The organism is Bacillus sp. KH172YL63, assembly GCF_011398925.1.
Taxonomy (GTDB): domain Bacteria; phylum Bacillota; class Bacilli; order Bacillales; family Bacillaceae_B; genus Rossellomorea.
The window spans coordinates 1,453,672-1,472,655 of the sequence record NZ_AP022842.1 but is presented as its reverse complement, the minus strand read 5'-3'; the positions used below and the strand labels follow the sequence as shown (position 1 = coordinate 1,472,655).

The 18,984-nt window shown below is 44.5% G+C and carries 20 protein-coding genes and 1 other annotated feature; all 20 genes read right to left on the bottom strand.

Translation table 11 applies throughout. The annotated features are described in order from the left end of the window. Positions 1-112: 112 nt before the first annotated feature. Positions 113-1,444 (bottom strand): uracil-xanthine permease family protein, encoded by a 1,332-nt coding sequence (locus KH172YL63_RS07350; protein WP_173105496.1) that lies wholly within the window; start codon positions 1,442-1,444, stop codon positions 113-115. Between the two features lie 148 nt (positions 1,445-1,592). Further along, a complete protein-coding gene (pyrR, locus tag KH172YL63_RS07345; protein WP_173105495.1) occupies positions 1,593-2,138 on the bottom strand; it encodes a bifunctional pyr operon transcriptional regulator/uracil phosphoribosyltransferase PyrR in 546 nt (181 codons plus the stop codon). Positions 2,139-2,324: 186 nt separating this feature from the next. Then, the gene (locus KH172YL63_RS07340; protein WP_173105494.1) at positions 2,325-3,236 is read right to left on the bottom strand and encodes an RluA family pseudouridine synthase; all 912 of its coding nucleotides are present in this window, start codon (positions 3,234-3,236) and stop codon (positions 2,325-2,327) included. After that, complete coding sequence (gene lspA, locus KH172YL63_RS07335) at positions 3,208-3,702, bottom strand: signal peptidase II (RefSeq protein WP_173105493.1); 495 nt, start codon at positions 3,700-3,702, stop codon at positions 3,208-3,210. The genes KH172YL63_RS07340 and lspA overlap by 29 nt, the downstream gene beginning before the upstream one ends. Positions 3,703-3,809: 107 nt before the next feature. Beyond that, positions 3,810-4,091 (bottom strand): hypothetical protein, encoded by a 282-nt coding sequence (locus tag KH172YL63_RS07330; protein WP_173105492.1) that lies wholly within the window; start codon positions 4,089-4,091, stop codon positions 3,810-3,812. Positions 4,092-4,224: 133 nt separating this feature from the next. Next, a complete protein-coding gene (gene ileS, locus KH172YL63_RS07325; RefSeq protein ID WP_173105491.1) occupies positions 4,225-6,996 on the bottom strand; it encodes an isoleucine--tRNA ligase in 2,772 nt (923 codons plus the stop codon). A gap of 104 nt (positions 6,997-7,100) precedes the next feature. Continuing rightward, positions 7,101-7,334, bottom strand: a binding site (T-box leader). 49 nt (positions 7,335-7,383) lie between these two features. Further along, positions 7,384-7,899, bottom strand: a complete 516-nt coding sequence (locus KH172YL63_RS07320; protein WP_173105490.1) for a DivIVA domain-containing protein — start codon at positions 7,897-7,899, stop codon at positions 7,384-7,386. Between the two features lie 89 nt (positions 7,900-7,988). Continuing rightward, positions 7,989-8,759 (bottom strand): YlmH family RNA-binding protein, encoded by a 771-nt coding sequence (locus KH172YL63_RS07315; RefSeq protein ID WP_173105489.1) that lies wholly within the window; start codon positions 8,757-8,759, stop codon positions 7,989-7,991. A 184-nt stretch (positions 8,760-8,943) separates the two neighbouring features. Next, a complete protein-coding gene (locus KH172YL63_RS07310) occupies positions 8,944-9,207 on the bottom strand; it encodes a YggT family protein (protein ID WP_173105488.1) in 264 nt (87 codons plus the stop codon). 8 nt (positions 9,208-9,215) lie between these two features. Next, entirely contained in the window at positions 9,216-9,662 is a 447-nt protein-coding gene (locus tag KH172YL63_RS07305; protein ID WP_173105487.1) for a cell division protein SepF, read from the bottom strand. A 16-nt stretch (positions 9,663-9,678) separates the two neighbouring features. Then, on the bottom strand, positions 9,679-10,353 hold the full coding sequence (locus KH172YL63_RS07300) for a YggS family pyridoxal phosphate-dependent enzyme (protein ID WP_173105486.1): 675 nt from the start codon (positions 10,351-10,353) through the stop codon (positions 9,679-9,681). Further along, positions 10,340-11,176: a peptidoglycan editing factor PgeF gene (gene pgeF / locus KH172YL63_RS07295; RefSeq protein ID WP_232066142.1), complete on the bottom strand. Its 837-nt coding sequence runs from the start codon at positions 11,174-11,176 to the stop codon at positions 10,340-10,342. Before pgeF ends, KH172YL63_RS07300 begins: the two co-directional genes overlap by 14 nt. Before the next feature lie 52 nt (positions 11,177-11,228). Then, positions 11,229-11,516 (bottom strand): YlmC/YmxH family sporulation protein, encoded by a 288-nt coding sequence (locus tag KH172YL63_RS07290; protein WP_173105485.1) that lies wholly within the window; start codon positions 11,514-11,516, stop codon positions 11,229-11,231. Between the two features lie 297 nt (positions 11,517-11,813). Continuing rightward, a complete protein-coding gene (sigG, locus tag KH172YL63_RS07285; protein ID WP_098350949.1) occupies positions 11,814-12,590 on the bottom strand; it encodes an RNA polymerase sporulation sigma factor SigG in 777 nt (258 codons plus the stop codon). Positions 12,591-12,792: 202 nt separating this feature from the next. Next, on the bottom strand, positions 12,793-13,512 hold the full coding sequence (sigE, locus tag KH172YL63_RS07280; RefSeq protein ID WP_173105484.1) for an RNA polymerase sporulation sigma factor SigE: 720 nt from the start codon (positions 13,510-13,512) through the stop codon (positions 12,793-12,795). 53 nt (positions 13,513-13,565) lie between these two features. Beyond that, positions 13,566-14,492 carry a sigma-E processing peptidase SpoIIGA gene (gene spoIIGA / locus KH172YL63_RS07275; RefSeq protein WP_173105483.1) on the bottom strand — a complete coding sequence of 309 codons (927 nt, stop codon included), beginning with the start codon at positions 14,490-14,492 and terminating at the stop codon, positions 13,566-13,568. A gap of 782 nt (positions 14,493-15,274) precedes the next feature. After that, positions 15,275-16,435, bottom strand: a complete 1,161-nt coding sequence (gene ftsZ, locus KH172YL63_RS07270; RefSeq protein WP_173105482.1) for a cell division protein FtsZ — start codon at positions 16,433-16,435, stop codon at positions 15,275-15,277. A gap of 41 nt (positions 16,436-16,476) precedes the next feature. Further along, positions 16,477-17,775 (bottom strand): cell division protein FtsA, encoded by a 1,299-nt coding sequence (ftsA, locus tag KH172YL63_RS07265; RefSeq protein ID WP_173105481.1) that lies wholly within the window; start codon positions 17,773-17,775, stop codon positions 16,477-16,479. Positions 17,776-17,890: 115 nt separating this feature from the next. Further along, on the bottom strand, positions 17,891-18,253 hold the full coding sequence (locus KH172YL63_RS07260; protein ID WP_034755840.1) for a small basic family protein: 363 nt from the start codon (positions 18,251-18,253) through the stop codon (positions 17,891-17,893). A 1-nt stretch (position 18,254) separates the two neighbouring features. Next, positions 18,255-18,983: a DUF881 domain-containing protein gene (locus KH172YL63_RS07255; protein WP_173105480.1), complete on the bottom strand. Its 729-nt coding sequence runs from the start codon at positions 18,981-18,983 to the stop codon at positions 18,255-18,257. Position 18,984 lies beyond the last annotated feature (1 nt).

Sequence of the window (18,984 nt, the reverse complement as noted above, 5' to 3'; positions counted from 1 at the left end):
TTTCCTGACAGGGTGTTTGTGGACATGACAAGAAGGACAGCCGGCTTTCACCGTACCTGTCTTGTTCACATTCACCCTTCCTAGACTCTCTGGACTATGTTAAAAGGTGTATCTATGCAACATCATGCTGATTTGTATTTTCTTCTGCGAACAGGTTGTTCTCCCCTTGGCTTTCCTTTCTGCCAGGCAAGACAAGGTTGAGTGTTACCCCGACGATGGCTGCGAGTGCCATCCCGGATAGAGACACGTTTTCATTGACTTTCACGAATGCCCCGCCCACTCCGATGACCAGGATGACACTCGAGATCACCAGGTTGCGCTTGTTGCCAAGATCCACTTTATTATCTATCAGCATCCGCAGTCCGCTGGAAGCGATGATACCGAACAGCAGGATTGAAACCCCTCCCATGACGGCTGTTGGGATCGATCCGATCAAGGCTGTGATTTTCCCAATGAAGCCGAACAGGATGGCGAGGACCGCCGCCCCCCCGATGACGAATACACTGAATACCCGGGTGATCGCGAGCACGCCTATATTTTCTCCATAAGTCGTATTCGGCGGACCGCCAAGGAATGATGCGATGATGGTTGCCACCCCGTCCCCGAGAATCGATCTGTGCAGGCCAGGATTTTCAATGAAGTTCCTTCCCACTACTTTACTTAACACCATTTGATCCCCCGTATGTTCCGCGAGCGTCACAATAGCGACCGGCACCATGATTGATACGATTTCCCATGAGAAGCTTGGCGTGTAGTCAAGGAACGGGACAAAGAAGTCCGGCATTTCAAAGACCGGGGCATCGATCACCTGCTGAAAATTCACGATTCCTGCAAACACTGCGATGACATAGCCTCCGATGATGCCGGCAAGGATCGGCACCATCCCAAGGAATCCCTTGAAGTAGATGGAGCAGACGATCGTGATGCCCAGTGTGGCGAGGGCGATCATGAAGTGTGTGTTACTGTAAACAAGTTGTTCAGCACCAGGATTTTCGTACATGGCCATATTGACCGCAGTTCCGGCAAGACCCAGACCGATGACCATGATGACCGGTCCCACCACGACCGGGGGAAGGATCCTGACCAGCCATTTGATACCGAACTTCGAGATCAGCAAGGCCACAAGTCCGTATACGATCCCAGCGAGAAAGCTTCCCATCATGGCTGCCTGGGGACCGCCTAAACTTTTAGCTGCGATGATCGGTGCGATGAATGCAAAGGAGGAGCCGAGGTAAGCGGGGATCCTGCCTTTCGTGATCAGGAGGTAAGCGAGTGTTCCAAGACCGCTCGAGATCAGTGCGACCCCCGGGCTTAATCCTACCAGGAACGGAACGAGTACCGTTGCCCCGAACATCGCGAATAAATGCTGTATGCTGAGTGTGATCCACTTCCCTATATTCGGAACTTCTTCTACGTCTAGCACGACCTGTTGATTTTGACTCATGTATGTTTCCTCCTCTTATATTCCAATTTTCCCAATAAAAAAACCCTCTTTGTCTCCATGAGGTTACAAAGAGGGTATACGTCGGCCTGCATTCTGCCTGTATCCCATCCTTTGTCAGCCTCACAGGACCACTCTTAAAAGGACAACTTTATTCATTTTCGTGTATGCTTACTGCGTCTTCCCCGTCTACTTCGGTCAGTTCGACCATGATTTTTTCAGAACCGGATGTCGGGATGTTTTTTCCGACGAAATCTGCCCGGATCGGGAGCTCCCGATGACCACGGTCAACCAGTACTGCCAGTTGTATCCCGCTTGGTCTGCCAATGTCCATTAACGCATCAAGTCCTGCCCGGACCGTTCTTCCTGTAAACAGGACGTCATCGACCAGGATGACTTTTTTATTCGTGATATCTACCGGCAGGTCAGATCCTTTCACTTCCGGTTCCTGATCGTCTGTCTTCTTTGTTAAATCATCCCTGTACAGGGTGATGTCAATTTCTCCAACAGGGACTTCTTCACCTTCGATGGCATGGATCCTTTCAGCCAGTCGATTTGCAATGTATATGCCTCTTGTTTTGATTCCGACGAGGATGCAATCTTCAATCCCTTTGTTTCGTTCGATGATTTCATGGGCGATCCTTGTCAATGCCCGTCTAATTGCCGGCTGATCCAAAACCGTCGCTTTCTTTGTCATTTGCGCCACCTCATTTTTCTCATAAAAAATCCCTCTCACCGGGAAGATGAGAGGGCACACTTATCGTTATGATCTGATTGCACGCCAAATTGAATTGGTCGTACATTGCTCCTTCTCAGCCTCTCTGGACCGTATTAAAGGTTACTTATTCGATTAATTTCATGATAATGGTCATGTCGACGATTGTCAACGGTTATTTTCTAAATGCTTGATCACTTTCATGAATTCTTCCGGCAATTCCGCCTTGAACTCCATGTATTCTTCCGTTCTAGGATGAATGAAGCCGAGTACACCTGCATGAAGGGCCTGGCCTTCGATACTTAACGTTTTCCTTGGACCGTACTTCGGATCTCCCGCAAGAGGGAAACCGATATATTTCATGTGAACACGGATCTGATGGGTTCTTCCTGTCTCCAGCTCACATTCAACAAGCGTGAAATCCTTGTAGCGATCCAGTACTTTGAAGTGGGTGACGGCAGACTTCCCATTATCCACAACTGCCATACTTTGACGGTCTTTAGGGTCCCTTCCAATCGGCGCATCAATCGTGCCGTATTCGTGTGGAATCAGACCATGGACGATGGCTGTATATTTTCTTGTGACCGTTTTTGCCACTAGCTGATTTACAAGATGCTCATGGGCCATATCATTCTTCGCAACCATCAGTAAACCGGACGTATCTTTATCGATACGATGGACAATCCCCGGTCTCAGTACGCCGTTGATGCCGGAAAGATCTGTGCAATGATGCATCAATCCATTGACCATCGTGCCTGAATAATGACCAGGTGCAGGATGGACGACCATCCCTTTTGGTTTATTCACAACGATGACATCCCCATCTTCGTACGCAATATCAAGATTCAAATCCTCAGGCTCTACATCCAATTCCTCCGGATCCGGGATCTCAACAGTGATCACGGCATTCAACGGGCATTTGAAATTCGGCTTGACCGATTCCTCATTCACCTTGATATGACCGTCTTTGATCCATTGTTGAACCTGGGAGCGTGACCATTCTTTATTTAATTGACTTACTACCTTATCAATTCGTTCTCCCTTGTCTTCTTCAAGTATGTTGTGCTGAATTACTTCCATTTTTGTTCTCCTTCTTTGCTTTTCTTTCATCTACATACATATAAATTAGTAAAAGTGCGACCCCAATGGTTAATGCTGCATCCGCAATATTAAAGATCGGAAAATCATAGGAAAAGATGTATGTATTTAAGAAATCAACCACTTCTTTTCTAAGAACACGGTCAATAAAGTTTCCAATCGCTCCACCAAGCATGAATGCAAGACTCAGGCTGAACAGTGAATGTCCCTTCGCATGGACCTGCATATAATACACGATACCTATAATCACGACTAAAGTAATGATGTAAAAAAACCACATTTGACCTTGAAGTATTCCCCATGCTGCACCTTGATTCCGGTGGGAAGTGAGATAAAAGACGTTGTCGATTATCGAAATACTTTCCCCCTCGGCCATTTGTTTGACAACCAACCATTTTGTTAATTGATCAAGTCCAATCACAACCAAAGCCACTAAATAATAATACACAAAGGCAACCTCCGAACATCGTTAAATGATTACCTTTGCATTTTAGCACAAAAGGGGAAATAAAGACACTTAAACTCGGGAAGAACAAAGAAAACGGCTTTTAAGCTTTACGAATAGGTGGATATTTTGCCGAATTGCCTCCACTCCAATGCTTCATCGAGTGTTGCACAGGTAGGGGTCATCTGAATGAAGTCAAAAGGAATTTCTTCCCCGCTCCGCTCGCAGTATCCATATTGGTGATTTTCCACACGCATCAGCGCCTGCTTTACTTCCAAGATTTCACGGTCGATATATTGCTGTATTAAAGGATGTTGAGAGTGACTGGCCTCCAGCTCTTTCAAGGATAGTATCAGTTCTTGAACAATGGATGTATATCGGTCATATGTCATCTTGATCCCTCCATTCATAGTATGGAGGAATCGACTAGAAAAGTTGTGTTGCAAGATATAGCAATTATGGAATTCCTCCCAGTCATACAAAAAAGGATCTGATCAGTTTATCCTGATCAAATCCTTTTTCTCATTACGCTAAGTGGGAATAGCTTTCTTTCACAACGGCAGCACAGCGGGTACAAAGGGTCGGATGATCCTTGTCTTCGCCGACAGTCGGTGTGACGATCCAGCAGCGGTCACATGTTTCACCTTCCGCTTTTTCCACGACGATATGATTATCACCGAGGCTAAGCGCGTTTTCTGGGGCATCAGCCACTTTGCCGCCGATTTCAAAGGCAGATACAATGAACAATTGCTTCAGGTCTTCAGTGATTGAATCCAGCAGCGCTTTCGTTTCATCATTCACGTAAAGCGTCACTTTAGCCGTCAGAGATTTCCCGATCAGCTTCTGATTACGGGCTTCTTCCAACGCTTTTAATACATCATCCCTTAATTCAAGGAATGCGCTCCATTTCTTCTTCAGCTCGGCTGTATTCGCATATTCCTTGACTTCAGGCATATCGGTCAATTGAACACTTTCCCCTTCAACACCAGGGATGTATGCCCAAACCTCGTCAGCTGTGTGAGAAAGGATCGGAGACATTAATTTCGTCAATGCAAGCAGGCATTCATACAGAACTGTTTGAATCGCACGGCGGTCATCATGATTTTCAGACTCGATATAAAGGACGTCTTTTGCGAAATCAAGATAGAATGAGCTTAAGTCCAGTGTACAGAAGTTATTCACTGCGTGATAGATGCTTGCAAATTCATACTTATCGTAGGAATTCTTTACATTTTTCACAAGATCATTCAGCTTCACGAGCATGAATTGATCTACTTCCCGCAATTGATCATATGATACTGCATTTGTACTTGGATCAAAGTCAGAAAGGTTCCCCAATAGGAAACGGAATGTGTTACGGATTTTACGATAAACTTCCGCCACCTGCTTAAGGATCGCATCTGATACACGAACGTCGGCCTGATAGTCCACGGATGCCACCCACAGACGAAGGATATCGGCACCAAGCTGTTTCATGACTTTTTCCGGTACCATGACATTGCCGAGTGATTTACTCATCTTTCTTCCATCACCGTCAAGGGCAAATCCGTGACTCAATACACCTTTATAAGGGGCTTTGCCTGTGACGGCAACAGATGTCGTCAATGACGAGTTGAACCACCCGCGGTATTGGTCGGAGCCTTCAAGGTAAAGATCTGCCGGACGCTGTAAATCATCTCTTTCTTCGAGGACAGCCTGATGTGACGATCCTGAATCGAACCAAACATCCATGATATCCTGCTCTTTGGTGAATTTTCCATTCGGGCTTCCCTCATGAGTGAAACCTTCAGGCAGAAGTTCTTTCGCTTCCTTTTCAAACCAGATATTTGATCCATGTTCACGGAAGAGTTTGGAAACATGTTCGATGGTTTCATCGGTGATGATTTCCTGACCATTTTCCGCATAGAACACAGGGATTGGCACACCCCATGCACGCTGACGAGAAATACACCAGTCTCCACGGTCTCTCACCATATTATAAAGGCGTGTCTCGCCCCAAGCAGGTACCCATTGTGTTTCGTTTACCGCTTCAAGCAGTTCTTTACGGAACTTATCGATTGACGCAAACCATTGAGCCGTTGCTCTGAAAATGACCGGTTTTTTTGTGCGCCAATCATGAGGGTATGAATGGGTGATGAAGTTCAACTTAAGTAAAGCGCCTGCTTCTTGGAGTTTTTCTGTGATCGGTTTATTGGCTTTGTCATAGAATAAACCTTCGAATCCTGGAGCTTCGGCTGTCATGACACCTTTATCATCTACCGGGCACAGGACGTCAAGGCCGTATTTCTTTCCTACCAGGAAGTCATCCTCCCCGTGTCCAGGGGCTGTATGGACGCAACCAGTACCTGAATCTGTCGTGACGTGATCACCAAGGACAACAAGTGACTCACGCTCATATAATGGATGCTTGGCAACGATATGCTCAAGTTCCGCACCTTTGACTTTCTTCGCTACCGTATAATCTTCCCATTCAAGATTTTGGGCAACGTCTTCAAGAAGTTCCTCTGCAACGACATAGCTGTTTCCATCAACGTTCACAACAACGTAGCTTAAATCTTCATGAACGGCGATTCCAAGGTTGGCAGGGATTGTCCAAGGTGTCGTGGTCCAGATGATCAATTGAGTTTCTTCTTCTAAGACACCCTTCCCTTCCGCAACGGAGAAACCAACATAAATCGATGGAGAACGTTTATCTTGATACTCAATTTCCGCTTCAGCCAGAGCCGACTCACTCGAAGGAGACCAGTAGACAGGTTTTTTACCTTTGTAGATATACCCTTTTTTGGCCATATCTCCGAATACTTTGATCTGCTGTGCTTCATATTCAGGCTTCAACGTGATATATGGATTATCCCAGTCACCGCGCACACCTAATTGCTTGAACTGTTCACGTTGGTTGTTAACCTGCTCATATGCATATTCCTCACACAATTTACGGAACTCTGCGATGGTCATTTCTTTTCGCTTTACACCTTTATTCGTCAGTGCCTGCTCGATCGGAAGACCGTGCGTATCCCAGCCTGGCACATACGGTGCATGAAACCCGCTCATGGATTTATAACGGACGATGAAGTCCTTTAGCACCTTATTCAATGCGTGCCCCATGTGAATGTTTCCATTTGCATACGGAGGTCCGTCATGAAGGATGAATAAAGGACGGTCGCTCGTTCTTTCCTGTACCTTTTTGTAGATATCCATCTCTTCCCATTTCTGTTGGGTTTCAGGCTCGCGCTTCGGTAAATTCCCTCTCATCGGGAATTCAGTTTTTGGCATCAATAATGTATCTTTGTATTCCATGAATTTTCCTCCTAGACATTTCTCTTTATTGCCATCATTTCTAAATCGATTACTTCTTAATCAGGGAATCTTCCACCACACAAAAAAAAGCTTCCTCATCCCACAAAAGGGACGAGAAAGCTTTCCCGCGGTACCACCCTCATAAAGATCGCAGACGACCTTCACTCGTTAAGATTCGTAACGTGAATAAGACGCTGCTCTTTACTTTCCTAAAAGGATTTCATGAGCAGGGCTCGAGGGTGATCTTCCGCACTTATGATCCTCACCGGGCTTCCACCATCCCCGGTTCGCTATAAGGATTTATAATAAGAACGTACTGTCCCTGTCAAAGCTTCAATATGACAATTAAGATTGTTGTTCAATTATATGAAAGTATTGCGCTTTTCGTCAAGACAATGTCTCTTCTTCTTTTAAAGTTTTTAGTTCTGTTGCATCCAGGTCGAATTCCATCAATTGTTCCCAGTCATTTGTATCAAGAAGATCCAACTGAGCTTCGATCAGCATCTTGAAACGGGTTCTGAATACTTTGGATTGCTTCTTCAGCTCTTCGATTTCAATCGCAATCTTCCGTGCTTTCGACAACGATTCATTCACGATTCGATCCGCATTTTTCTCAGCTTCCCTGATGATCAGCTTGGACTCTTTCATGGCGTTTCGTTTTACTTCTTCACCTGCTTCTTGAGCTATGACGATCGATTTGTTCAACGTCTCCTCGATGCTGGTAAAATGACCTAAACGTTCATTCAATGAGTTCAAACGTTCTTCCGTTTCTTTCTTCTCACGGATCAGAATTTCATAATCCTTGATGATCTGATCTAGAAATTCATTGACTTCATCCTCATCATAACCACGAAAGCCACGACTAAATTCTTTATTATGTATGTCTAATGGCGTTAAAGGCATGGGAGCCACCTCCAGTACTTGGTGAATTACATATTTATTATAACTAAAATTTCGACAACATGTGGGAGAATTCCTTTATTTTTCTTAAATTATTTCAGGATTCCCACAGAAATTCGCCATTTATCCCGTTTTGTCCTTCCTTCGATAGACAATAACTTGCTTCTTCCGTATCCTCTGGCAGATATGACGTCTCCTTCTTCAACTTCAAATGATGCCGATTCGACGGTTTTCCAATTGACTTTCACAAGGCTGCTCTTGATCAATGTTTGTGCTTTTTGACGGGAGTCATTATAAATGGATGCAAGGACGACATCCAGCCGGAGGGAACTTACGGTCGTCACTTTTTCCTGCCATTGTTCCTGGCTCTCGAGCCTTTCGTTGAGAGCGAGATCTTTTAGCGACACCTTCGCCCTTCCGATTTGAGTCAGTTCCATCCGGACGTAATCTGCAATTTCCTCTGCCAGCATAAGCTGGATGGCATCATCTTCTGCGATGATGTCCCCGAATTTCTCCCTTTTCAAACCGATTGACATGAGCGTGCCGAGCACCTGCCTATGCTCTATTGTAACAAACTTTGACGGATACTGTATTTCAAAAAGTTTAATCCCAAAATCTTCTTCCTCAGGATGAAAATAGGAGGGGTATAATAATGCCCGCTTACGCTCACCCGCCTCCGGGAAAAAGGAAAGAAGAATGTCTTCCTGTTGGCCGATGATAGACTTCATGATATGCTGCTGCCTCGGATCTAAGAAGTCGGTCCGCTTTGGTGCATATTGATTCTCTACATTCATCTTCCATTCCAGGACCGCATCTACAAACTCTTTTTCATCAGGTCGGAAGTGTTGATGAAGTGATGACATGGATGACACCTCCTTTAAGGTTATTCTGTATCACACGTGTAGCGATTACCCCTCGACTGGGAGTTGGAGAGGAAAATCACCTCCACCGCAGGTTTAAATACAGCCTTCAAAATAAAAGAACTGAAACTGTATCAACTGTTTCAGTTCTTTTTTAGTTAACATTTTAATAAGCGTTGTTTCTAAATTAAATGAGCCATCTGAATAATTGATATAAGCCGCTCTGCGCCAGATTCAATACGATGAATGCGACGATCGGAGAAATATCGATCATCCCGATTGATGGAACGATGCGTCTGAACGGTTCCAAATACGGTTCGCAGATTCTGGCCAGAAACTGACCGATCGATGTTTCCCTTGCACTCGGGAACCATGACATCAGGATATAAATAATCAACGCCCAGCTGTAAAGTTGGATTAATTTTGCTAGTATTTCATAAAGCATGATCATAATTTACATTACCACCTCGAATCTGATAGATCTTCCTCTTTTAAAAACTCGGAGATATTTCCACTCACTTCAACGTTGTCAGGGGTGCATAGAAAAATATTATCCCCTACCCGTTGAATATCGCCGCCGATTGCATAGACCGTCCCGCTCAGGAAATCGACGATCCGTTTTGCCTGATCGTGCTGGATGCGCTGTAAGTTCACAAGAACGGAACGCCTGTTCACTAAATGATCTGCGATTTCCTGTGCTTCTGCATATACCCTCGGTTCAACAAGAATCACCTTGGAAGATTTCTGTACACTTTGAAGGCTCACCACATTTTGTTTAGAACCCGCAGCCGGCTGTGACTTCATAGGCTTCTTCTCCTCATATTGTTCTTCATACTGTTCGTCTTCGTATTCATATTCATCTTCATCAAGCAAAAAGAATGTTTTGAACTTCGATTTAATGCCCATGTGTGCTCATCTCCTTTCAGTCATTTCCAACTAATGCCGTTCCAATACGGATGAACGTCGCTCCTTCTTCAATCGCGATCCCAAAATCATTGCTCATGCCCATCGATAATTCCGTGCACGGAGCATAGTCCAATCCAAGGGCTTTTACTTCTTCCTGAAGATGTCTCAACTGCCGGAAACATGTGCGTAAAAATTCTTCATCGTCTGTATTGGGTGCCATCGTCATCAAGCCGACGACTTTAATGTTCGCGTAATCGGCTAAGTTCCCGATAAATTCCATCACTTTATCAGGTGAAAGTCCATGTTTCGATTGTTCACCGGAAACATTGACTTGTACAAAACAAGAAACAGGCTTGTCTGCCCTTTTGTCGATCTCTTTTGCCAGTGACAGGCGATCGAGAGAATGTATGTATGATATTTTATCAATGATGTTCTTTACTTTCCGTGATTGCAGGGAACCGATAAAGTGCCAGTACGGCTTGTCCCTTAATACTTCCCACTTCGACTCGAGCCCCTCGTCCCTGTTTTCACCGAGATGGATCAGTCCTGCTTCAAGCGCTTCATTTGCCCGGTCTGCAGATACATACTTTGTCACCGCTACAATATTGATATCTTCAGGTGACCTTCCACTGCGCTCACAGGCAGCATGGATATTTTCCTTGATGATTTTCAAGTTCTCAGAAACTTTCATGTTTACTCTCCTTCCAGCCAATGTAGCTCATGATCCTTCCCGTCTTCCCCCCGTCTCTTCTATACGAGAAAAAATCGGCGTGACAGGACGAACAATAACCAGAAGTATGAATTTGCGCTGTATTCAATCCACTCTGAATCAGCAGCTTTTGATTTAGCTTTTTCAAGTCGAGGTGATATTGTCCCTCTTCTTTTAAATTATAGGGTAAGTCGTTTTCATCTTCTAGTGTTTTTTTCACTTTGTCTATGACATAATCATCAACGATATAGCATTCCCCGCAAATGGAAGGCCCGATCACAACGTCAATAGAGGAAATCTTTGATCCATTATGCTTAAACGCCTCAATCATCTTTGGTCCTATTTCCTGCACGGTGCCTTTCCATCCAGCATGCGCCAACCCGATCATGCCCGTCTCTTTGTCCCAAAAGTATAGGGGGACGCAGTCGGCATAACACATGGTCAACAGCAAACCGCTTTCATCAGTCAGGAGACCGTCAGTATCCTTTACACTGCTTTCATAGTTTGTGGCTCCTCTTCCAGCATCTTTCAGACCCGGGGTGTAGAGATTGCTCCCATGGGTCTGTTCAGCCGCCACCCAGCTTTCCACCGGCATACTGATCCCATTCGCAAGAAGCTGCCGGTTAGAAGTGACGTCCTTCATCGAATCCCCGACATGAAGTCCCATATTGAATGTGTCAAATGGCGGTTCACTGACTCCACCATGCCTCGACGTGATTCCGGCGACCAGCGACTGATTGCCCTTTTTCCAATCTTCAATGCTATAAAATGATTCAGTCTTCTTCACAAAGGGTTCTTTGGACACGGCTACTCTCCTTCTTTTTATTATTAAGTGTACCACAGACCCCAAAGACCCGTCATGTATCTGTGGATTGTTTCGGCTCCTGCAGCTGCCCTTGTATAACATGTGTATCTTTGTATCTGACAAGGATCACATCTTCACCAATCTTTACGATACTGCTCCACGGTATCACAATATCTTCTTCCTTACCGAAAAAACCAAGAAGCTTGCCTCCGCTGCCGATCACAATGGCATCAATCCTACCCGTATCCAGGTTGATTTCAATGTCTCCTATATTCCCTAATTTCCGTCCATCAGAAATACTGACGACATCCTTCACCTGAAACTCAGATATGCGTACCATAACCTTCCCCTCTTTCCCGGTTGTTTCTTCTGTATTTGAAATGGTGTTGGCGTACCTTCACCTATTTAACAGAGCTATATACTATATGTATGCAACAAAAAGAAAGGAAGACCTCCCGTTAGAAGATCTTCCTTTTTTGGCATGGGTATGATGGGAACAGGCTGGGCTTTTCTTGTCCAGCTCCACCGGCTAGCCCCTCGAGGTCACAACCGAAAAATCCCATAAGGCAAAGTGCGCCTTTTGGGATTTCCCTGTTGGGCTTGTCGGGGCTGACCAAGCCGGCTCCGCTTTTAGTTGTTACTGAATATTTTTGTTCATTTGTTTGATTGCTGCTTTTTCCAGTCTGGATACTTGGGCCTGTGAGATACCGATTTCGTCGGCTACTTCCATTTGGGTTTTCCCTTGGAAGAAGCGCTTGCTGATGATGAGTTTTTCACGGTCATTCAATCTCCGCATGCCTTCTTGAAGGGCAATTTCTTCTATCCAGTGGAAATCACGGTTCTTCTCATCGCTCAGTTGATCCATTACAAAGATTGGATCTCCCCCGTCATTATAGATCGGTTCAAAGAGCGATACAGGATCCTGGATCGCATCCAGGGCAAATACAATTTCTTCGTGGGAGACATCCAGTACCTTCGCAATTTCTTCGGCTGTCGGCTCCTTCGATGTTTCACCCATTAACTTTTCTCTCACTTGCAGTGCCTTGTACGCGATATCACGCAGAGAACGGGAAACCCTGATCGGGTTGTTATCACGTAAATATCGACGGATCTCTCCGATGATCATCGGTACCGCGTATGTAGAGAATCGTACATTTTGTCCAAGATCAAAGTTATCGATCGATTTCATCAATCCGATACACCCTACTTGGAATAAATCATCAACATACTCACCACGGTTATTAAAGCGTTGAATTACACTTAAGACGAGGCGCAAATTTCCGTTTACAAGTTTTTCCCTGGCGGTTATATCACCCGCTTGCATTTCCTTGAATAATATTCTCATTTCATCATTTTTGAGAACAGGTAATTTGGACGTATCTACACCACAAATCTCGACTTTATTGCGTGTCATTCTTTCCCCTCCTTGTAGGAGCTGCTGTACAAATTTCAGTATTTCCTTGAAGAGGAAAAATATGCATTTCATCAGAACAGGCGATAACAGAAAACGTCCGGACCCTTATGAAGACTGGATATTTCAAAGAAATTTTTTTCAGTTAAACAGAAATGAAAAAAAGCTGACCTCTTCGATCAAGAAGGTCAGCTTTACGGATGAATCATACCATTTTATTGAATTCTTTTTTCAATCGCTTGATGATCCTTTTTTCGAGCCTTGAAATATAAGATTGGGAAATCCCGAGCATATCCGCTACATCTTTTTGAGTCTTTTCTTCTTCACCCATCAATCCGAATCGGAGCTCCATAATTTGCTTTTCACGGTCTGACAGCTGATGCAGGGCATTGAACAGCAACTTTTTATCCACCGTCGCTTCCAGGTCTTTCGTAATGATATCTTCATCGGTACCCAGTACATCAGATAACAGAAGTTCATTTCCGTCCCAGTCGATATTAAGGGGTTCATCAAAGGATACTTCTGAACGTATTTTATTATTCCTGCGAAGATACATCAGGATTTCATTTTCGATACATCTGGACGCATAGGTCGCTAATTTTATTTTTTTCTCCGGATTGAACGTATTGACTGCCTTAATAAGACCGATCGTCCCGATTGAAATCAAATCTTCAATATTGATGCCCGTATTTTCAAACTTTCTTGCTATATAGACGACCAACCTCAGGTTCCGTTCAATCAATAATGAGCGTGCCGCTTTGTCACCATTAGGCAATTTAGTGAGAAGAACTTCCTCTTCCTCTTTCGTCAAAGGAGGGGGAAGCGCTTCACTACCCCCTATGTAATATATCTCATCCGTCTTCAGACCAAGTTTGATTAACAGTTTGTACCAATAGTATAAAAATTTGAATTTAATCTTTTTCATTGTTGCTCCCCCTTCTATTTCTTAAAAATGTGAGTATAGTAATAATAATTAACCTAAGAAACGTGTTGTACCGGCTTTTGCGATGCCATTTTAGGATGGATGATTGCCCGGAAGGTGCCGTCGGCTGAAAGGGGCTCTTCCCTGAAGGCGATCAGTCCGTTCGGAACGGACCATTCAGATTCGTGATCCCTTAATACAAGAGAATCCGGTTTGATCGCAGCAAGAAGCTGACTCTTCCTGCCGACCGACTGGGCAGGCACAATCCTCATCCGATCAGACCATGAGGCATCGAGGCTCTTTTCCCCAGAAAACAGTTCATCCACATCCTGACAAAGCATTTTCACTTCTTCAGGCAGGTCCCCTTCCAATCCGGCTATAGATAAAATCATCACTGGGCTCCTTGAAATGGGATCTTGAAGCTGATTGCCGCTGTCGACTAGTCCGTCAACCGTCAGGTGATACCCGTCGATGACGATGCCCACTTTCAGCAATTGATCGTATTGAAGCTTCACATGTTCGATGCTTTCGAACCTACCTTTTGAAAAATACCAGGCAACCGGCAATGCCAGCATGACAAAGATCCAGCTCACCGGATCTCCAAAGCCCCGGATATTCGCCAACAAAACTGACGATTCCGCCCCCGGATCGAAGCGGATAAAGTAATGGGAACCGATTAATATTCCTCCAGTAAAAAAGGTAACGAAATAAAACATCAATAGATTTGATAAATAATAGCGCAATCTTCTATAACCGAATGCTGCATATACCATACAAACTGAAAACAATAACTTCACAAAAGGATTTCCTGTTACGTGTGCATAAGGTGAAAACGCCATGAGTATGATGATCGACCCGATCAGGCTTCCGACCCCGATCCTCCAGAGGGTATATTGTCTCTTTAAGATGATCCCTGTAAACCATAGTAAGAAAAAGTCCACTAACAGATTTAACAACCAGATGACATCTAAATATAAAGCCAATCTCTACCCTCCTTTTGAAACTTCACCCAGTTCTATACATACCATAAGCAATGTTTCTGACGATGGGAATGACTTATCAGAAGTATATCCTACATACCGTTTAAAAGTTGTCATTTTTTGTATGCCCGAGAGGAAAACTTTTCAGAGATAAAAGCGAATTATGTCATTATATTTTTGTCATATTGTTTAAATAGAATGGCGTCTTTTCATAGTGGTAAGAGAAGTGTGGTTAGAAGGGAATTAGGCTGAGAAATCATTGATAGACTTAGAGGGGAAGATCTATGTATGACACTGGGCTGGGACATTTCAGTACCCTCCTATTCAAAACAAGATGGAATTCTTATTGGAATACCGCTGTTCCGAAGGAGTCTTCGACTAGCACTCCAATCAACTGCTGGAACCCGCTGCATACATATATAACGTGATCGCACACAAAAAAACCGACCAAATTTGATTTTCAACAAATCAATTGCTCGGTTTTTCCATTGGCGGGGACCCTTTCGTCCCAGCCTATAATTTTTTTATGTTTGTCGCCTCTGTTCAAAGCCCCTTCGCTTTTATTTATCCAGCTGCGGGGCTTAGAGGCTCGAGGTCATAAGATAAGCCACCCTTAAAGGCAAAAAGCGCCTTTCCGGGTGGCTCATACTATGCTTGTCGCCTCTGTTCAAAGCCCCTTCGCTTTTATTTTATCCAGCTGCGGGCTTAGTGGGCTCGAGGTCATAAGATAAGCCACCCATAAAGGCAAAAGCGCCTTTTCGGGTGGCTCATTTTATGCTTGTCGCCTATCGGCGGCGGTTACGGTTTCTTAGGAAAGTTGGGATATCCAACGTTTCTTCAGCACCTTGGTTGGAAGAGGTTCTCACAGGCTCTTGCTGAGGCTGCTCTTCACGCTTAGGCTGCTCCCGCTTTACAGGTTGGCTTGTGTTTTGACTCTGATTCGGCTTCACTCCGCCAAATGTTGGTCTTGTTTGCTTTTGTGGCTGGATGACTTCTTCGTTGAAGCCCGTAGCGATGACGGTTACGACGATATCATCTTTTAATTCTTCGTTAATGACAGAACCGAAGATCATGTTAACTTCCTGATCAGAAGCTGACGCTACGATATCAGCAGCCTCTTGAACTTCGTAAAGGCTCAATGACGTTCCGCCTGTAATGTTCATCAGTACACCTTGGGCTCCGTCGATCGATGTTTCAAGCAATGGACTTGATACAGCTTTTTTCGCTGCTTCTGTTGCACGATTCTCTCCTGATGCTGCACCGATACCCATCAAAGCAGAACCTTTGTTAGACATGATTGTCTTAACATCTGCAAAGTCCAGGTTGATCAGACCAGGTGTTGCGATAAGATCCGAAATACCTTGTACACCCTGACGAAGCACGTTATCCGCTTCACGGAAAGCTTCGAGCATCGGCGTACTCTTGTCTACGATTTCCAGCAGGCGATCGTTCGGGATGACAATCAGGGTATCTACGCCTTCCTTCATTGCAGCGATACCACCGCTTGCCTGATTTGAACGCTTTCTGCCCTCGAATGTAAACGGTCTTGTCACGACACCAACTGTCAAAGCACCGATTTCACGTGCGATTTGAGCGATGACCGGGGCTGCACCAGTTCCAGTACCTCCGCCCATTCCTGCAGTAACGAAGACCATATCTGCGCCTCTAAGCGCCTCTTCGATCTGCTCTTTACTTTCTTCAGCAGCTTTTTTACCGACTTCCGGGTTTGCACCTGCTCCCAGTCCTCGTGTTAATTTACCGCCGATTTGCATTTTTATTTCAGCTTTTGATAGATTCAAAGCTTGAGCATCCGTATTGACGGCAATGAACTCAACACCTTGCACACCGTGTTCGATCATCCGGTTGACAGCGTTGTTACCTCCACCACCGACACCGATAACTTTAATTGTCGCTAAAGAATCTAAATTTGTATCAAACTCCAACATGACAAATCCTCCTAACTCGTCGAATCTATGGATTCCTTTATTTATTCAAAGAAGTATCCAAAGAACTTTTTCACTTTTGACATGGCCTTTTCATCTTCATGTTCTTCTTCTTTTACCTTTACAGGCTTCTGCTTTTTATTTACAGGTTTAGATTGACGTTTCTCAGCAGCCTCGACAGCCACTGGTTCTGCACTTACAGATCTTCCTTGCAATCTAGCATTCTTTTGGGCGTATTTGATTAAACCAACCGCAGTCGTATATTGGGGTTCTCTCACTCCGATATAATCAGGAATGGCCACCCGCACACGATTTTGGAAAACGATTTGAGCTAATTCTAACACACCTGGAAGATTAGCTACACCGCCAGTCAGCACATAGCCGCCTGGAAGGTCCCTGATGCCCAGTCGCTTCAACTCATGGCTGATGAGATCCAGGATCTCTTCCAGCCTTGCTTCTATGATATCAGAAATTTCTAATTGGTTAAATTGCTGATGTTGATCACTGCCGATGATCGGTACACTGAACACTTCATCTTCTGACGCATGATCATAAAAAGCATGTCCATACTTCGTCTTGATTTTTTCAGCGTCATCGGTTGACGTACGCAAACCGATGGATAAGTCTTTTGTAATATGCTCTCCACCTACAGGCAGTACAGTGGTTGCTTTCAGGTGACCCTGTTCAAACACCGCGATTGTGGTCGACCCGCCTCCGATGTCGATCAAAGCAGCGCCTAAACTCTTCTCATCCTTGGATAATGCGACAGTTCCGGCCGCCAAAGGCTGAAGGACGATATCCACGATTTCAAGTCCTGCTTTTTCTACACAACGGAGAGTATTATGTAAGATTGTCTTCGATCCCGTGATGATGGTGCCTTCCATTTCTAATCGGACTCCGATCATTCCACGGGGATCTGTAATCTCATCCAGTCCGTCAACAATGAACTGTCTTGGGATTACATTGATGATTTCTCTTTCCGGCGGGATGGACACAACCTGGGCAGCATCCATCACCCTCAGGACGTCTTCATCGCCTATTTCCCTGTTTTCACTGGAAACAGCCACCACGCCATGACAAGATTGAAGTGCGACGTGATTTCCAGTAATGCCGACGATGACCTGGTTTATCGATAAACCGACCATCCTTTCAGCTTGTTCAACTGCCTTCTTAATCGTTTGAACAGTTTCGTCTATATCTACGATGGAACCTTTTCTGATTCCTTCTGATTTCACATTTCCTACACCGATTATGTTCAAGGAATCATTTGTCATTTCACCAATGATCACTTTCACTGTGGATGTACCGATGTCAAGGCTAACGTAAATTTCATTGCTGTTCACTCTATGGCACCTCCTTAAAGAATGTTTGTTTGGAACAACAATCCTAGAAAAACCTGATTCTAAGTATATCTTATTATGATATTCGTCGTAACAAAAACGATTCCCTTTTAAAATTCTAATTTTTTTCTCTTTTTTCTTGATTATTTGACCAATTGCTAATCATGATTCGTCTAATCACTGCAATGTTCTGGAATAATCTCACTCCAAAAGCAAACACAGCAGCCAAATATAAGTCTACACCAAGATGTACACCTAGAAAAGCTAAACTTGCTGCCAACAGAATATTAAAAAAGAATCCAGAAACAAAGACTTTGTCATCATAAATATTTTGCAGGTGGGCACGTATACCGCCAAATAATGTATCCAATGCTGCCAGAACGGCGATCGATAAATAATTCGAGTACTCTTCCGGGATCCTTATGTCTGTAAGAAGCCCCAAGACAACCCCTACCAGCAACCCTAAAACGGGAAGCCACATATTAATCGTCCCCTCCTCTTTCGTTAACCGGTTCCATGAGACGGACACGGATTGTTTCTTGATATGGTGGTAACACCACTTCTTCTAATGGTTTAGAAATACTGACCCGGAGATTATCGATAAAGAAGTCTTCTACAGACCTGGCGACCTGCATCCGGCTGTATAGATCCTTCGCCGCTTTTAAGTCCTTCGTCAACACCTTCACTTCAAACGGTATCTCACGTATGGAATTTCCGTCAACCTTGGTTTCTCCGTTGATATCCCGGATGACGGATGTATTCACGAGGCGGTGACCATCTATGGATATATCTTCCGCATCATAGAGATTCAGTTCGTTCACAAGTCTTTCCAACAGTTCCGGGGAGACATTTTGAACCTTCTCGCCAAGGAGCACTTCCTCCATTGCAGGTTCAATCGTCAAAATAAGTCCGGGTCCTCTTTTCTCAGTCAGGCCGATCTCTGACCTCAATTCTTCCCACGTTTCTTTCAACGCTTGCTCGGGACTTGATTCCTGCTCAGTTTTATACTGCTCCAGCTTCGCCTCCACCGAGCGCATTTCCCCGTATAGACTGGAATTGGCTTCTTTCTCTTTCAACAATGCCTCTCTCAGCTCCCATATATCCCGTGTATCCCGGACAACAGGTTCTTTGACGGTCTGGAACTGAATAGCCACCATAAATCCGATAATGATGGTAATCACTGTAAAGCTAAGCTTAAGTTTGTTGTCCATT

What these genes read in the sequence shown, in the direction of transcription:
- KH172YL63_RS07350 (WP_173105496.1), bottom strand. Translation starts at nt 1,444, where the DNA reads ATGAGTCAAAATCAACAGGTCGTGCTAGACGTAGAAGAAGTTCCGAAT.
- pyrR (WP_173105495.1), bottom strand. Translation starts at nt 2,138, where the DNA reads ATGACAAAGAAAGCGACGGTTTTGGATCAGCCGGCAATTAGACGGGCA.
- KH172YL63_RS07340 (WP_173105494.1), bottom strand. Translation starts at nt 3,236, where the DNA reads ATGGAAGTAATTCAGCACAACATACTTGAAGAAGACAAGGGAGAACGA.
- KH172YL63_RS07330 (WP_173105492.1), bottom strand. Translation starts at nt 4,091, where the DNA reads ATGACATATGACCGATATACATCCATTGTTCAAGAACTGATACTATCC.
- ileS (WP_173105491.1), bottom strand. Translation starts at nt 6,996, where the DNA reads ATGGAATACAAAGATACATTATTGATGCCAAAAACTGAATTCCCGATG.
- KH172YL63_RS07320 (WP_173105490.1), bottom strand. Translation starts at nt 7,899, where the DNA reads ATGCCTTTAACGCCATTAGACATACATAATAAAGAATTTAGTCGTGGC.
- KH172YL63_RS07315 (WP_173105489.1), bottom strand. Translation starts at nt 8,759, where the DNA reads ATGTCATCACTTCATCAACACTTCCGACCTGATGAAAAAGAGTTTGTA.
- KH172YL63_RS07310 (WP_173105488.1), bottom strand. Translation starts at nt 9,207, where the DNA reads ATGATCATGCTTTATGAAATACTAGCAAAATTAATCCAACTTTACAGC.
- KH172YL63_RS07305 (WP_173105487.1), bottom strand. Translation starts at nt 9,662, where the DNA reads ATGGGCATTAAATCGAAGTTCAAAACATTCTTTTTGCTTGATGAAGAT.
- KH172YL63_RS07300 (WP_173105486.1), bottom strand. Translation starts at nt 10,353, where the DNA reads ATGAAAGTTTCTGAGAACTTGAAAATCATCAAGGAAAATATCCATGCT.
- KH172YL63_RS07290 (WP_173105485.1), bottom strand. Translation starts at nt 11,516, where the DNA reads ATGGTACGCATATCTGAGTTTCAGGTGAAGGATGTCGTCAGTATTTCT.
- sigG (WP_098350949.1), bottom strand. Translation starts at nt 12,590, where the DNA reads ATGACACGCAATAAAGTCGAGATTTGTGGTGTAGATACGTCCAAATTA.
- sigE (WP_173105484.1), bottom strand. Translation starts at nt 13,512, where the DNA reads ATGAAAAAGATTAAATTCAAATTTTTATACTATTGGTACAAACTGTTA.
- ftsZ (WP_173105482.1), bottom strand. Translation starts at nt 16,435, where the DNA reads ATGTTGGAGTTTGATACAAATTTAGATTCTTTAGCGACAATTAAAGTT.
- KH172YL63_RS07260 (WP_034755840.1), bottom strand. Translation starts at nt 18,253, where the DNA reads ATGTGGCTTCCCGTTTTAGGGTTGCTGGTAGGGGTTGTCTTGGGGCTT.
- KH172YL63_RS07255 (WP_173105480.1), bottom strand. Translation starts at nt 18,983, where the DNA reads ATGGACAACAAACTTAAGCTTAGCTTTACAGTGATTACCATCATTATC.